The sequence below is a fragment of the Actinoplanes rectilineatus genome, from assembly GCF_000962825.1.
GTDB classification, from domain to species: Bacteria; Actinomycetota; Actinomycetes; order Mycobacteriales; family Micromonosporaceae; genus Actinoplanes; species Actinoplanes rectilineatus.
In genome coordinates this window covers 87,090-101,909 of the sequence record NZ_JZKF01000030.1, presented here as the reverse complement: position 1 = coordinate 101,909, position 14,820 = coordinate 87,090, and the positions used below count along the sequence as shown (strand labels likewise).

At 71.6% G+C, this 14,820-nt stretch carries 12 protein-coding genes; 4 read left to right on the top strand and 8 right to left on the bottom strand.

Going from position 1 to position 14,820, the window contains the following annotated elements; all coding sequences use genetic code 11:
- Positions 1–57 precede the first annotated feature (57 nt).
- Entirely contained in the window at positions 58–1,140 is a 1,083-nt protein-coding gene (locus WH85_RS23075) for a flavin-containing monooxygenase (RefSeq protein WP_045744032.1), read from the bottom strand.
- Positions 1,141–1,155: 15 nt separating this feature from the next.
- On the bottom strand, positions 1,156–2,091 hold the full coding sequence (locus WH85_RS23070) for a helix-turn-helix domain-containing protein (RefSeq protein ID WP_045744031.1): 936 nt from the start codon (positions 2,089–2,091) through the stop codon (positions 1,156–1,158).
- A 71-nt stretch (positions 2,092–2,162) separates the two neighbouring features.
- Between WH85_RS23070 and WH85_RS23065 the strand changes: the two genes are divergently transcribed.
- The gene (locus tag WH85_RS23065; RefSeq protein WP_045744030.1) at positions 2,163–3,098 is read left to right on the top strand and encodes a saccharopine dehydrogenase NADP-binding domain-containing protein; all 936 of its coding nucleotides are present in this window, start codon (positions 2,163–2,165) and stop codon (positions 3,096–3,098) included.
- On the opposite strand, the gene WH85_RS50665 is transcribed toward WH85_RS23065, so the two are convergent.
- From WH85_RS50665 to WH85_RS23050, 3 genes are all read right to left on the bottom strand, one after another.
- The gene (locus tag WH85_RS50665) at positions 3,092–3,550 is read right to left on the bottom strand and encodes a hypothetical protein (RefSeq protein ID WP_052720715.1); all 459 of its coding nucleotides are present in this window, start codon (positions 3,548–3,550) and stop codon (positions 3,092–3,094) included. The two genes, WH85_RS23065 and WH85_RS50665, sit on opposite strands and share 7 nt — an antisense overlap.
- 211 nt (positions 3,551–3,761) lie before the next feature.
- Positions 3,762–4,412 (bottom strand): GNAT family N-acetyltransferase, encoded by a 651-nt coding sequence (locus tag WH85_RS23055; RefSeq protein ID WP_045744028.1) that lies wholly within the window; start codon positions 4,410–4,412, stop codon positions 3,762–3,764.
- 35 nt (positions 4,413–4,447) lie between these two features.
- Entirely contained in the window at positions 4,448–5,380 is a 933-nt protein-coding gene (locus WH85_RS23050) for a hypothetical protein (RefSeq protein WP_045744027.1), read from the bottom strand.
- A gap of 73 nt (positions 5,381–5,453) precedes the next feature.
- Here WH85_RS23050 and WH85_RS23045 point away from each other — a divergent pair, with 73 nt between their 5' ends.
- Positions 5,454–6,068 (top strand): lipoprotein, encoded by a 615-nt coding sequence (locus tag WH85_RS23045; RefSeq protein ID WP_045744026.1) that lies wholly within the window; start codon positions 5,454–5,456, stop codon positions 6,066–6,068.
- Between the two features lie 1,253 nt (positions 6,069–7,321).
- On the opposite strand, the gene WH85_RS23040 is transcribed toward WH85_RS23045, so the two are convergent.
- Together WH85_RS23040 and WH85_RS23035 are read right to left on the bottom strand one after the other, a co-directional pair.
- Complete coding sequence (locus WH85_RS23040; protein WP_063775536.1) at positions 7,322–8,536, bottom strand: ROK family transcriptional regulator; 1,215 nt, start codon at positions 8,534–8,536, stop codon at positions 7,322–7,324.
- Positions 8,533–10,713 (bottom strand): alpha-galactosidase, encoded by a 2,181-nt coding sequence (locus tag WH85_RS23035; RefSeq protein ID WP_045744025.1) that lies wholly within the window; start codon positions 10,711–10,713, stop codon positions 8,533–8,535. Before WH85_RS23035 ends, WH85_RS23040 begins: the two co-directional genes overlap by 4 nt.
- An 89-nt stretch (positions 10,714–10,802) precedes the next feature.
- On the opposite strand from WH85_RS23035, the gene WH85_RS23030 reads away from it, so the two are divergent.
- Positions 10,803–13,247 carry a glycoside hydrolase family 2 protein gene (locus WH85_RS23030; protein ID WP_045744024.1) on the top strand — a complete coding sequence of 815 codons (2,445 nt, stop codon included), beginning with the start codon at positions 10,803–10,805 and terminating at the stop codon, positions 13,245–13,247.
- A gap of 1 nt (position 13,248) precedes the next feature.
- The gene (locus tag WH85_RS23025) at positions 13,249–14,094 is read left to right on the top strand and encodes a LacI family DNA-binding transcriptional regulator (RefSeq protein ID WP_045744023.1); all 846 of its coding nucleotides are present in this window, start codon (positions 13,249–13,251) and stop codon (positions 14,092–14,094) included.
- Here WH85_RS23025 and WH85_RS23020 read toward each other — a convergent pair.
- Complete coding sequence (locus tag WH85_RS23020; RefSeq protein ID WP_169792480.1) at positions 14,084–14,686, bottom strand: hypothetical protein; 603 nt, start codon at positions 14,684–14,686, stop codon at positions 14,084–14,086. The two genes, WH85_RS23025 and WH85_RS23020, sit on opposite strands and share 11 nt — an antisense overlap.
- Positions 14,687–14,820: the final 134 nt, after the last annotated feature.

Below are 14,820 nucleotides of genomic sequence, written 5' to 3'. Positions count from 1 at the left end.
GCGGGGCTGGGCGGGGCGGGGCTGGGCGGGACGGGCCGAGGTAGGGCGGAGACGGGGCTATGGAACGGGCGTGGGGGAGAGGACTCCGCGGCGGATCAGGGTGGTCACGGCCTCTCGGCCGGCCCGGTTGGCGCCGACCGTGGACTGGGACGGACCGAAACCGATCAGGTGGATGCGCGGGTCGGCGGTCACCGCCGTGCCGGTCAGCTGGATGCCGCCCTGTTCGTTGCGCAGGTGCAGCGGGTCCAGGTGTGCCAGGGACGCCTTGAAGCCGGTCGCCCAGAGGATCGCGTTCACCGAGGTGAAGGAGCCGTCGGCTTCGCGGACACCGTACGGCTCGATCGCGGTGAACATGGGCCGGCGTTCCAGGGCGCCCCGGTCTCGGGCGGCCTGCGCGTACGGGGTCCAGATCAGACCTGTGTAGGAGACAACGCTGCCGGTCGGGCGGCCCGCCTCGACGTCCGCCGTAACCTTGGCGATCGTGTCGCGGCCGGCGCCTTCCGGGGTGAAGTCGCCGTCCAAGAATACCGGTTCGCGGCGGGTGTACCAGAACGTCGTCGCCACCCGGGAGATCTCCTCGAGCTGTTGCAGCGCCGAGATGCCGCCGCCGACGATCGCCACCCGTTTCCCGGCGAACTGATCGGCCGACACGTAGTCGCGGGTGTGCACCTGCGGTCCGGTGAACGTCTCCTGACCCGGGTAGTGCGGGCGCACCGGGTTGTCCCACGTGCCGGTGGCGTTGATGACGGCATCCGTGACCCAGTTTCCCCGGTCGGTCTCGACGGTCAGGCGTTCGCCCGGGCCCGAGTGGACGGCGGTGACCCGTACCGGACGGAGGATCGGCAGGCCGGACGCCTGCTCGAAGCCCGCGAAGTATCGTGGCACGGCCGTGCGGCTGGGTTCGTCCGGGTCGAGGGGTGGTTTCGGGAACCCGGGCAGGTCGAAGATGCCGTTGACGGTGGCCATCCGCAGCGACTCCCACCGCTCCCGCCACGCCCCTCCGGGTGCCTGTGCGGCGTCGAGGATGACGAACGGGACGCCGCGCCGTTTCAGGTGGTATCCCGCCGACAGTCCCGACTGTCCGCCCCCGATGACCACCACGGTCGTGCTGCGTTCGTCCACGAGCATGCCAACCCGCATGATCACCGGGTTATTTCACCGGCGGAAGGTGCGGCGGTACGTCTCCGGTGGCACTCCCAGTTGCCGGCTGAAGTGGCGGCGCAGGGTGGTGGCGGTGCCCATGCCGGTGCGGGCGGCGATCTGCTCCACCGACAGCGCCGACGTCTCCAGTAACTCTTGAGCACGGTGGAGGCGCTGGGTGAGCAGCCACCGCAGTGGGCTGCTGCCGGTGACCGCGTGGAAGTGGCGGGCCAGGTTCCGTTCGCTCATGCCGGCCCGGCGGGCCAGGTCACGGACGGTCAACGGCTCGGTCAGGTGCTCGACGGCCCACGGCAGCACCTGTTCCAGGGCGTGGGTCGGGCCGTGGGACACCGGCGCAGGGATGAACTGGGCCTGTCCGCCGGTCCGGTGCGGCGGCACCACCAGGGTGCGGGCCAGGGCGTTCGCCACGGCGGTGCCGTGGTCGGTGCGGACCAGGTGCAGGCACAGGTCCATGGCGGCGGACTTGCCGGCTGACGTCAGCACGTCACCCTCGTCGATGTAGAGGACGTCCGGGTCGACGCGTACGCCGTGGTGCAGGGTCCGTAGCAGATCGGTGTGCGCCCAGTGTGTGGTCGCGCGGCGGCCGTCCAGCAGCCCCGCCTCGGCGAGCACGAACGCGCCGGTGCACAGTGCCGCCACCCGCGCGCCGGCCCGGTGTGCCTCGCGGACCGCCTCGACCAGGGCCGGCAGTGATGCCGTCTCGGGATCCCGGATGGACGGGACGATCACGGTGTCCGCGGTGACCAGCGCGTCCAGCCCGTGTCCGATGCCGGCCCGCAGCCAGCCGCCGACCAGGCCACCGTCGTCGCCGCAGATCCGGAAGTCGTACCACCACGATGCCAGCTCCCGGTCGACGCCGAAGACTTCGCAGGCGGTGGCCAGCTCGAACAGCGGGGTGCCGTCGGTGACGGCCAGGGCGACGGACGGCATGTCTGAAACTGTACGGGCCATGGCGTTCCGGACACTGGTTCGGCCGGGTCGTACCGGCCAGGCTGAACGGCGTGAACAAGCGAGTAGCCGTCCCCGGAGCGGGCGGGCACACCGGCACCTTCGTCCAGGCCGAACTGCGGTCGCGGGGCCTCACCCCGATCCCGTGCGACCGGAACACCGACCTCGACCAGGCGTTCCGGCAGGCCGACGCGGTGATCAACTGTGCCGGGCCGTTCGCGGCGACCGCCCGGCCGACGATCGAGGCGGCGATCCGGGCGGGCGTCCCCTATCTGGACGTGACGGCCGAGGTCGAGGTGATCGGCGAGACGCTGACCGATTTTGCCGACGCGCCGATTCCGATCGTGCCGGCGGTCGCCTTCTACGGCGGGCTGGGCGACCTGCTGGCCACCGCACTGCTCGGGGACGGATCAGGCGCGGAGCGGCTGCTCATCGCGTACACCCTCAGTGATTGGCATCCGACCCGCGGGACGCGCGCCACCGGGCTGGTGTCGGCGCAGCGCCGCGGGGGTCGCCGGATCGTGTGGGCCGGTGGTCGCTGGGCGTTCCGGGACGGGGACGCGCCGGTCACCAACTGGGCATTTCCGGACACGGAGCGGGCGGTGGTGGGGGAGTTCACGATGGCCGACAGCGCCACCGTCCCGGCTCATCTCACCATTCCCGATATTTCCACGTTCATGACGATGAATGCCGTCGCCGACCTGCGTGATCCGGACACCGGTGCACCCGTTGCGGCCGACGAGTCCGGGCGCTCGGCGCAGACGTTCCTGGTCGACGTGATCGCCGAGACCGGCGGGACGCGACGGCGGATGATCGCGAGCGGACGTGACATCTACGCGATCACCGCGCCGCTGGTCGTCGAGGCGGCCACCCGCATCCTGGACGGCACGGGCGCCGCGCCGGGTGCGATCCCGGCCGGCGCCCGCTTCGACGCCGAGGACTTCCTGATCTCTATCGGTCCTCAGCGGTTGGTCCTCGATCGTCAGTAGACGACCTTGACCCCGGCCTCCTTGCACGCGGCGGTCAGGGCGGCACCGGCCTTCTCGGCCTCCTTGGTGTCGCCGTCCTCGACCGGGTTCGCCGAGGCGGCACCCTTCGCGGCCTCGTCGGCCATCTGCTTCATCGCGGTCGCGACGGCGCTGTCGCCACTGCCGGCCGCCTCGCTGAGACCCGTGGCGAGCTGGGTGTAGAGCTTCTTGCCCACCTCAGGCGTCACATCGCCGCCGCTCTTGAAGATCTCGAGGATCTCGTTCTTGAACTCCTTGCTGACCTTCTCAGCGGCGGCGCAGAGTTCCTTGTCGGAAGCCGCGGGGGCGGCGGCAGCGGCACTGGTGGTGGCCTCGGCGGCCGGAGCGGCGGCCGAGGTGGTGGCGGTGGGAGCGGCGGCGTCGGTCGACGTCGTGTCGGTGCCACCACAGGCGGACAGGGCAAAAACGGACACGCCGATAAGGATGGCGGAAATACGTGCGTTGATCACAGGCGCGGACGGTAGCCGATGCTGTCAAGCACGGTTCACAGTGGAATTCTCCGGCGGTCCGGGTGCGACGTCCGCTGCCGCTCCTTTGCGGGTACGCGCCGCGCCGACTCCCGTGGCCGCGGGCGACGCGAGGCCTCTGCCCGCTCCCGCCCGCTGCCCGCGACGCCCGCTCCGATCAGTGGTCCCGCTCGTGGTCAGACCTGGTCAAACGCCGGTTCAGCAGTGTGCGGGCGGCCGGCCACTCGTCGTCGACCAGGGAGTAGAGGACGGTGTCGCGCCAACTGCCGTCCGACCGTCGACGGTGTTTGCGCAGCACGCCCTCACGGGTCGCGCCGATGCGTTCGATGGCGGTCTGAGCTCGTACATTAAGAATGTCGGTGACCAGGGTGACCCGGACCGCGGACAGGGTCTCGAAGGCGAACGTGAGCATGAGCAGTTTCGACTCGACGTTCGCGCCGGTGCCCTGCCACGCCCGGCCCAGCCAGGTGTAGCCGATCGTCAGACTGCGCAGCCCCGGATCCGGGTCCGCGAACGACGTCGTCCCGGCGAACGCGCCCGTGACGGCGTCGATCTGCGCGTAGGGGAGCCGTGTGCCGCGTGCCCGGGCGGCGAGCGCCGACGTGATGTGTGCACGGGCGTCGTCCACGGTGGCCGGAACCGTCAGCGCACCGCCGGCGGGACTCTGCCAGCGGAAGATGTCCGCCGACTCCTGTGGGGTGCCGGCCGCGGCCAGGTATCCGGGGGCGTGCTCGATCGTCAGCGGTTCCAGGCGGATCCGGCGGCCGGTGAGGGTGGGCAGCGCGAACCAGAGATCAGCATCGGTCACCGCCGGATGGTTCCAGTTTTCGCGGCGGTTGTCTCTCAGAATGGGCGTGACCAGGGGCTGGCCAGGGCGCGCTCGAGGATCGGCCGCAGCCAGGGTTGGGGGGCCTGCGTTTGGAGGGTGCTCAGGGCGTACCCGAAAAGGTCGCCGTCCGGGGTGAAGAGTCTCGATGCCGTCAGGGGTCCCGGGCCGGTGCGCTGGGCCTGGAGGCTGCGGCGGGACGGGTGATATGCGGGGTACGCCCAGATTTCCCACGGCAGCGGCGCCACTCGTGGCCCGGGGCCGGCGTCCCACACCTCGCCGGTCTGCGGATGCCACGGGACCAGGACGATGTCGGCCTCCGGAGCGGAGCGTCCGGGACCGGCGAGCGCGACAGTGCACGGGGTGGACGGCGATGAGGGCTGCGGATGCAGCACGTCGAGCGCCGGCCGGAAGACCTCACTGAGCACCCCGCCGGGCAGCTCGATCGGACGGCCGCCGGAGTGCGCCAACAGATACGCGAGGGCGTGCCCGGCCGCCGCCTGCCAGATCGGGTTCCACCAGCCGGGTTCGTCGACCGGCGGCAGACCGGGGCGGGTGGCGACCAGCTCGTCCCAGGTCAGGACCGGTGCCACATCGTCGCCGACCGGGCGGGTCGCCTCGGCGTGCAGCCAGACGACCTGCCACTCGCCGCAGTCGTCGACGCGGGTGGCCACCGGGGTCCGGCAGGCTTCACAGAGCAGATTGGGGGTGCCGGCCCCGGCCACGCCACAGCACCCGTAGCCGTCGGCGACCGGGACGATGATCGTGCCGTGGACGTCGCCGGGAGCCACCGCGACGCCGCGATCCGGGTCGGCGGCGTAGGTGCCGTGTGCCATCAGAGTGTCGTCGAAGGGGTTGGCGTACCGCCTGCGGGACTGGATCGGCAGGGCCACCCGGGACAGGGGGACGGTGAGGACGGCGTCGCAGCCGTGGCAGGTGAAGACGGTCAAATTTACTCTCCGGCCTGGGGGTTCGGACGGTAGTCGATGCCGTCCATAAAGATCAAAGTAGACTCCCGTCCTCGTGAGATCACGTATCAGCGTCCTGGTCGCCACTTCGGCGATCCTTCTGTCCGCATGCTCCGGCAATTCCTCCACCGAGACGGCCCCCGATCCGGCCGTCTCCAGCGTCGCCCCGGCCGCCGCGGGGGCCGCCGAGGCCGGCCGGGTCGGCGAAGCCGGCTCCGACTGTCCGATGCCGATCAGTGTCGGCCTGGCCGAGGGCTACACGGCGAAGGCTGTGGTCCTGTCCGAGGACGACGAGCTGGCCGCCCTCGCCCGCCGCGGCACCCTCACCATGGTGTGCGAGATCGACGCCAAGCCGGCCGGCAACATCGGCTACCTGCGTGTCTACACCGGCAAGGGCACCGACCTCAAGACCACGCTGACCGCCTTCATCGGCGAGAAGGCGCTGACCCCGGCGTTCACCGAACTCACCATCGGCGGGCAGCCGGCGATCGAGGCCGTCTACACCGAGAAGAGTCAGCTCGACGACACCATCGAGCCGGAACGCGCCTTCGTCGTCAAGGCCGGGGACGGCATCACGGCGGTCTCCCTCGAGAGCCTGGACGGCGACGAACACCAGGCGATGCTGCCGGCCTACGAACTCGCGAAGTCCGCCCTGAAGCTCACCGCCTGACAGTCGGACTCGGTCCGGGCGCCGGGTCGTCCCGCATCGAGTCGTGTCACGTGTCCGAGGGGTCCGGCGCGTCGGGTCGTCCCGCATCGAAGCGCATCACGTGTCCGAAGGGCCCGGTAGTCGAGTTATCCCGCATGTAGAGCCATCCGGTGCATCGATCGCCCGTCACGTCGTGGTGTCCCGTGATCGTGCCGCCCGCCTGATGAGGGGCGGTCGACGCACCCGAACCGCGATCGGGGACGCCCACCATCCCGACAAGGGCGGCAGTCGCACCCGAACCCTTGATCGGGTGCGGCTACCGCCCCAGCCGCGTCCGGCCGCTCCCGATCGAGTCCCGCAGCCCGGTCCAGCGAACCACCGGCACCACGACGAGAGCCGGGAACCCGCCCAGCCGTTGCTGACGGCTGCCCAAGCGATGCAAGCCGTTGCTGACGGCTGCCCAGGCGACGCAAAGTCGTAGGTCTACGTCCGCGATACCGCTGTTCTCGACTGTCCCGCCGTTGCCCCTCGCCCGTCATGCCGCGGTTCTCGACTGGAAACCGCCGTCGTCGATCACCAAGCAGGCTCTGCCGTCGTCAACGGCTGAGTTTGGCCTTCTGGTCAGCCGTGATTGACGGCTCGGGCTGTCGGGCCGTGGGCTGTGGTCGGTTGGTGGGCTGAGTGTGGCCGTGGGCGACGGCCGGTGTCGGTGAGCCGTCGTTGAGGGCTGATTTTCGCCTCCTGGTCAGCCGCGATCGACGGCTCGGGCGGTCGAGCCGTGGCCTGTGGTCGGTTCGCGAGCCGGAAACGACCACAGGCGACGGCCGAGCGACCGTAAGCCGTTGCGGGCGAACACCTGTGACGGCTGGGCTGCCTGTGACGGCTGGGCTGCCTGTGACGGCCGGGCTGCCTGTGACGGCTGGGCTGTCGACTGTGGCCCGTCTGCGCGCCGAAAGACGACCCTGGAGCACGGCTGGGGTGGGCTCGGCCGTCGTGTGTGGTTCCTGGGGAGGACTGGAGCGACCGTGGGCGAAGAACCGGCCGGATGACGGCAGGTGTTCGGACGCCGGCGGAGGTCTCCCGGCACCTGGGCCCGGCGGACGCTCCGGTGAGCTCGAGTGGCACCCTGATCGCGCGGCAGCCACGGTTCTCCCGCCGACGCGTACAAGATGATGAGACGACGGCGGCTGACGCGCCGCACGCGGGTCTCCACCGCCTTGCCCGCGCCGTTAGCGCAGCGTCAGGCGGAGGCGGGTGACCGGGAGGGCGGATCGTCAGCGGCGCAGGTGGGACTGCAGGACCAGGGCGGCCGCCCCCGTGGCCGAGGCCGTCGCCGCGGCCAGTGACACCGTGACGGTGACCGAGCGGCGCCAGGTCCGGGCGTCTGCGGCGGCCATCCGGCGCTGGATGGCCGGGCCGTAGACGAAGCTGGCCGCGGCGAAACCCGGTCCGGTGAGTACCACCAGGTCGATGTCGAGCAGGTTGACCACCGATTCGGCGGCCGCCGCCACGTAGCGGGCGGAGTCTTCGAGCAGGGCCAGGCAGCGTGGGGCTCCCGCCCATGCGGCGCGGGCGACGGCGGCGAAGTCGGCGGGGACGCTGCGGCGGCCGGTGTGGTCGAGGCCCGCTTCGGCGGCGGTGGCCGGGTCGGCGAGGGCCGCGGCTGTCACCGTTCGGGGGCCGGCCAGCACTTCCAGGCATCCGCGGCTGCCGCACCAGCATTCCGGGCCGTCGACCTGGACGCAGACGTGGCCGAATTCGCCGGCTGCGCCGTGGCCGCCGCGCATGGCCCGGCCTTCGACGATGATGCCGGCGCCGAGCCCGCCGCCCATGTAGAGGGCGGCGAACGCCTGTTCCGGTCCGACCCGGGCCACCCAGTATTCGCCGATCGCGGCGGCGGTGGCGTCGTTCTCCACCAGTACGGGCCAGCCGGTCGTGGCGCCGAGTCGCCGGCCGAGGTCGTCGGGGTCCCAGCCGCGTAGCCGGGGTGGGCCTTCCTCGGTGGAGCCGCCGCGCGGGCCGGGCCAGACCACGCCGATGCCCAGGCAGCGGGCCCGGTCCACGCCGGAGCCGGCCAGGAGTACGTCGACGTCGGCGGTCAGGTCGGCGAGGAGGGAACCGGAGACGTCGGTGGCGGGCCGGGCCAGGCGGGAGATGACGCCGCCGGTCTGGCCGGTCAGGACGTACGTGGTGGTGTCCTGGTCGAGGTAGACGCCGACGGCGAGGCGGGCGGCCGGGTCGAGGCGCAGCAGGGTGCGGGGTTTGCCGCCGGTGGGGGCGCGACCGGTTTCGACGACCAGGCCCTCTTCGAGGAGGCGGCGGACGGTCATCGAAACGGCGGCTTCGGTCAGGCCGGTCAGCGCGGCCAGTTCGACCCGGCTGAGCGGTTCGGACGCGCGGATGGCGTCGAGGATGCTCTCGCGGGCGCCGGGCCGGCGGGCGCGGCCTGGTCTGCCGTTCGGCGCGGCGTCGCCGACCGGTTGTCTCACTCGGTCACCACCCTGTCAGGCAGATCGGCCACGGCCGTGGCGCGCACGAGCAAGACGCGATCCGGGAACATCACCGGCAGCCGCAGGCCGGAGGCCCCGAGGGTGCGCCCGGTGAGGTGGACGCCCTGCGGCGTGCACCAGGGTAACGCAGCGCCCCAGGCTGCGGCGTTCCCGTCCGCCACGTCGCCGGGCGGTTGCGGGCGGACGTGGTAGCGCAGGCCGGGGTCGAGTCCGGGCAGCGGCACGGATCCCGGCGGGTAGGACGCGCTGGTCGCGGTGGCGATCACCATGAAGAGCGAATCCGAAAAATCCGGCGCTACCACCCCTGTCACGCTATAGGCGTCATCGGCTACGTCGGCATGCACCAGCGTCCCCGAGTGCAGCAGCCCCCGCACCGACTTGTAGAGCGACACCCACCCGGCCAGCGAAGCCGACTCTGCCGCCGACAACCCCGACAGATCCCATTCAATGCCGAGATGTCCGAAGATGGCAGTCCCGGCCTGGAAGGCGAGCGGCAGCGCCCGTTGTGTCGTGTGCGCCACCGGCGATCCCACATGAGAACCCATCAATTCCAGGGGTACGAGAAGACTCGTCCACCGCTGAATCGGAACCCTCTCGTGCGCGTCGATGCAATCCGACGCCCACACCCGTTCGGTCCGTTCCAGGATCTCCAGGTCGACCCGCCCGCCCCCGGACGAACACGACTCGATCTCGACCGCAGGGTGCCGTTCCCGCAACGTGTCCAACAGCCGATAAGCGGCGTAGGTCTGATCGTGAACGCCCGCACGTCCGTTTAGCGGATGCCCGGCGTCGACCAGGTCCCGATTGTGGTCCCATTTCAGATAGGCGATGTCATAGGTGCTCAGCAGGTCGTCCAGCCGCTGCAGGATGTAGTCGAAAGCGGCCGGATTCCCCAGGTCGAGAACCTGTTGGGAACGGGCCGGCGGCGGCAGCCGTTCGCCGGCCGCCATCATCCATTCCGGATGCTCCCGGGCGACGTCGGAATCGGGGTTCACCATCTCCGGTTCGACCCACAGGCCGAATTCCATGCCGAGTCCCCGGACCACCTCGATCAGCGGGTGCAGTCCGTCCGGCCACACCGCGTCGGAGACCACCCAGTCGCCGAGCCCCGACGTGTCGTCCCGCCGGGAACCGAACCACCCGTCGTCCAGCACGAACCGTTCCGCGCCGACCTCCGCGGCGGCCCGTGCGAGCGCGCTCAGCCGGTCCAGGGAATGGTCGAAGTAGACCGCCTCCCACGTGTTCACCACGACCGGCCGGTCCCGTTGCGGATGCTGTGGTCGGGCCCGCAGATGGGTGTGGAAGCGTTCCGAGATCCCGTCCAGACCCCGGTCCGACCAGCACCCGTACAACCACGGTGACGTGTAGGACTCGCCGGCCGCCAGACCGATCTCGCCGGGCAGCAGCAGTTCCCCGCCGCCGAGCGCGGAATGCCCGTGGTAGTTGCGTTCGGCGAGGGTCCGCGAATTGCCGGAGAACGCGGTGTGCAGCCCCCACACCTCGCCGTGCCGATTGCCGAATCCGGGCGTTCCGGCGCACATCAGGAACGCGTTGTCGTATCCCGTCCGGCCGGTCCGGTTCTCCCGCAGCCGCAATCCGTGCGTGAACGCGGTCCGTTGCGGCGCCCGTTCCCGCAGATGATGTCCGGTGAAGTCGAGCAATTCCGTGGCCGCCGCCGGCACCGGCAGGAACAGTGTCAGATGTTCGAGCCGATAGATCCCGTCGCCGGCGTTCGTCAGCGTCGCGCGGGTCCGGACCACCCCGGCCGGCCGCATCTCGATCTCGAGGTGCAGCGCCAGCCGGGCATCGTCGTCAAAGCTTGTGAGGTGTACGCCGTGCGCCTGCCGAAGTACCTCGACGGTCCGGAACGCGCTGGACCAGGCCCGCCCGTCCCGGTGCCCGGCGAGTCCCGGATGCCCCAGCCAGCCGGTCGACTGTTCGGGGAGGATCGCGGGGCGGACCGTCCCGTCGGCGGAGAAGCCGATCGGTTGCGGCGCGACGGCCAGTGCCAGCTCGGCCAGGTCCTCGTCGCCGGGGTCGGCACCCCAGTGCACGACGACGGGCAGTGCGGGCCCGCGGCAGTCGAGGACGAGGGCCGTCCCGGCGGCGCTGAGCCGCAGCAGCCCGCCCTCCGCGGTGTTCGTTCCGGGCCGCATCGCGCCTCCGCTCCGCCGTCGTTGACCTACTTCGTTCAGTAGCTTAAGAATGTTAGCGGCCCGGCCGTTTCTGACGAGGGAGAGCCGCGATGCTCAAGATCGAGCTGCATGAGGGCTGGACGGTCCGAGCGGTCGGCGGCCGGGTGCCCGAGACGATCGCCGGTGCCGTCCTGCCCGCCGCGGTCCCCGGCACCGTGCACGTCGATCTGCTGGCCGCGGGCCTGATCGACGACCCCTACCGGGGCGTCAACGAGAGCGCGCTGACCTGGTTCCACCGGTCCGCCTGGCGTTACGAGACGGTCCTGACCGCCGCCCCGGCCGAGCCCGGCGAACGCGTCGACCTGGTCTTCGACGGGCTGGACACGGTGGCGACCGTCGAGTTGGACGGCGCCGAGCTGGGACGCACCGCGAACATGCACCGGGCGTACCGGTTCGACGTCCGCGAGCTGCTGAGCGCCGACGGCGTACCCCTGAATGTGCGTTTTGATTCCGCCCTTGAGCACGCCGAGCAGGTGGAGAAGGAGATCGGCGCGCGTCCGAGCGCCTACGACCACCCGTTCAACGCGATCCGCAAGATGGCCTGCTCGTTCGGCTGGGACTGGGGCCCCGACCTGCAGACCGCCGGCATCTGGAAGCCGGTACGCCTGGAACGCTGGCGGACCGCCCGGCTGGCCGCGGTCCGCCCACTCGCCACCCGGGACCGGCTCACCGTGCACGTCGAGATCGAGCGGGACGCCCCGGCCGACCTCGTCGTGGTGGTGAGCGTGCTGGGGCGTACCGAAGAGGTCGCGGTGACCGGCGACCGGGCGACCGTCACGATCGCCGTCCCGGACGCGCCCACCTGGTGGCCGGCCGGGTACGGCGACCAGCCCCTGGTCCCGGTCGAGGTGACACTGCGGGCCGGGGACGAGACGCTGGACGAGCACCACGCCCGGGCCGGGTTCCGCGACGTCCGCCTCGACGAGAGCCCCGACGAGATCGGCAGCCGGTTCACCCTGCTGGTCAACGACGTCGAGGTGTTCGTGCTCGGGCTCAACTGGATCCCCGAGGACCACCTGCTCACCCGGATCACCCGCGCGGACCTTGCCGCGGCGGTCGACCGGGCCGTGGCCGCCAACGCGAACCTGCTGCGCGTCTGGGGCGGCGGCATCTGGGAGTCCGACGACTTCTACGACGTCTGCGACGAACGGGGCGTGCTGGTCTGGCAGGACTTCCCGCTGGCCTGCGCGGCGTACGCCGAGGAGGACCCGATCCGCGCCGAACTGCTCGCCGAGGCCCGGCAGAACGTCACCCGTCTCGCCCCGCACCCGTCGCTGGCGGTGTGGAACGGCGGCAACGAGAACATCTGGGGCCACGAGGACTGGCACTGGAAGCCCCGACTCGGCGACCTGACCTGGGGCGCCGGCTACTACTACCGGGACTTCCCGGAATTGCTGTCCGATCTGGACCCGACCCGGCCGTACCACCCCGGCAGCCCGTCCAGCCCGGGACACGACCCGGAGGTGGTGCACCCCAACGACCAGCGGTACGGCACCCGCCACGAGTGGGAGGCGTGGAACCGCGAGGACTACACGTACCACGACGGGTTCGTGCCGCGTTTCTGCTCCGAGTTCGGCTGGCAGGCACCCCCGGCCTGGGCCACCCTGGTCGCCACCCTCGACCCGGGCGACCTGCGCAAGGACTCGGACGCGTTCCTGCTGCACCAGAAGGCCGAGGACGGCAACGGCAAACTGGAGCGCGGTCTCGCCCACCACCTGCCGATCCCGGACGACTTCGCCGCCTGGCACTGGGCCACCCAGCTCAACCAGGCGCGGGCGACGGCGTACGCGATCGGCCACCTCCGCGGGCACGCGCCACGAACCATGGGCAGCATCCTGTGGCAGCTCAACGACTGCTGGCCGGTGACCTCGTGGGCCGTCGTCGACGGCGAGAGCCGCCTCAAACCCGCTTGGTACGCCCTGCGCCGGGCGTACGCGCCAAGAACGGTCTCCTGGCAGAACCGCGACGGGGGCACCCGGCTCGTGGCGGTCAACGACACCGATCTGCCCTGGCGGGCGCCGGTCGCGGTGCGGCGGCTGCGGTTCGACGGCACCGAGCTGGCCGCCACCGAGGTCAGCCTGCACGTCGCGCCCCGGTCGGTGCAGGTCCTGAACCCGCCGCCGGCGCTGCTGGCCGCGGCCGACCCGGACCGTGAGGTGCTGGTGGCCGACGCCGGGGAGTTGCGTGCCACGCACCTGTTCGCCGAGGACACCGTGTTGCGCTACGACCCGGCCGCGGTCCGGGCGCACACCGTGGTCGTCGACGGCGGATACTCGGTCACCGTGACCGCCGCTTCGTTCGCCCGTGACGTCGCCGTGCTCGCCGACCGGGTCGCCCCGGACGCGGTCGTCGACGACATGCTCGTCGATCTGCTGCCCGGCGAGACGCGCACCTTCACCGTCACCACCGGGGCGTCCGTCGACGCGGAGGTCTTCTCCGCGCCGGAGGTGCTGCGGTCGGCGAACGCCCTGGCAGCGCCCACCCGGGTCGGCTGAGATGACGGCCGGCGGCCTGATCGGGCTGGTGCTGACCGGCGACGCCGCGCGGGTCGGCGTCGAGCCGTTCTTCATGGAGCTGATCGCCGGCATGGAGGAGGCCCTGGCACCGGACGGGGTCACCGTCCTGCTGCTGGTGGTGCCGGACCGGGACGCCGAACTGGCCACCTACCGGCGCTGGGCCGGCGACCGCACCGTACGCGCGGTGGTCGTCGTCAACCTGGTGCACGACGACGTGCGCCCCGCCCACCTGGCCCGTCTCGGCCTGCCCGCGGTGCTGGCCGGCCGGTCCGGTCCGCCGGGGTTCGCCCGGGTGGTGACCGACGACGCCGGGGCGATGACGGCGGCCGTCGAACTGCTGGCGTCCCTGGGCCACCGGGTGATCGGGCGGGTCAGCGGGCCGGCCGACCTGGTGCACACCACGGACCGGTCGTCGGCGATGCTCGCCGCGGCGGGCCGGCACGGCGTACGGGTCCGGATCGTCGAGGGCGACTACAGCGCCCGTTCCGGGGCGGACGGGGTCCGTGAGCTGCTCGCCGGGGAACCGGCGCCGACCGCGGTGGTCTTCGACAACGACGTGATGGCGATCGCCGCCGAGCACGAGTTGCAGCGTTCCGGCGTGCCGGTGCCGGGGCGGGTGAGCCTGCTCGCCTACGACCACTCGCCGCTGTGCGAACTGGCGGTGCCGCCGCTCTCCGCGCTCAGCATCGACGTGCACGAGCACGGCCTGACCTTGGGCCGGGCCGTGCTCGCCGTGCTGGGCGGGGCCGCTCCCCGGGAGATCCCCGGCCCGCCGATCCGCGTCCTGCGCCGGGGGAGCACCGGACCCGCACCGGTCAGTTGCTGACCAGCACCCGCGTCGAACTCATCCCGGACAGCTCCTCGACCAGCTTGGTCGCGGTCTTGAGGACCTCCCGTTCGCGGCCCTCCTCGCTGAAGTCGCGTCCCGGCCGGTGTACGACGACGAAGTTCTCCGCCTTGTGCACCAGGCGCAGCAGGTCGGCGACCGCACCCGGGTGCTCCCGGCACAGCTTCACCGCGATCCGCAGGCGACGCTCGGTGGTCCCGGCACCGGCCAGGTACTCCGGCATCCCGGCCTCCCAGGCCGGCGGGTAGACGAGGTACCCGGCGGGCAGGTGACCCGGGCCGCCGGCCACGGCGAGGACCTTGGTGCGGTCGGTCAGCAGCGGCGGCGCCTTCACTCCGGTGTACGCGAGACCGACGACGGCCAGCGCCACCAGGATCCCGAACGCGAAGACCGGATTGCCGGTGCCCGCCGTCACGATCATCGACAGGGCGGCCAGGACCAGCCCGCCGGCCACCACCGCACCGCCGTGACCGCCGTCCGAAGCGCGCCGCCTCGACTCCGCGATGCACTTGTCGATCACACTGTTGAGCAGCGCATCGGTGGGCTGCCAGCGGTCGTCCCGCGTGGGCACCTGAGGTGTGGTCGACGGCGTGGTGGGCACGGGTTCCCCTTCCGTGGCTCGCAGAGCCCCGAGAGATCGGGTCCGGGATGACCGCGATGTCTCCGGAATTGCAGCGGAGATCGGTTGTCCGGGGGCACCGCTGA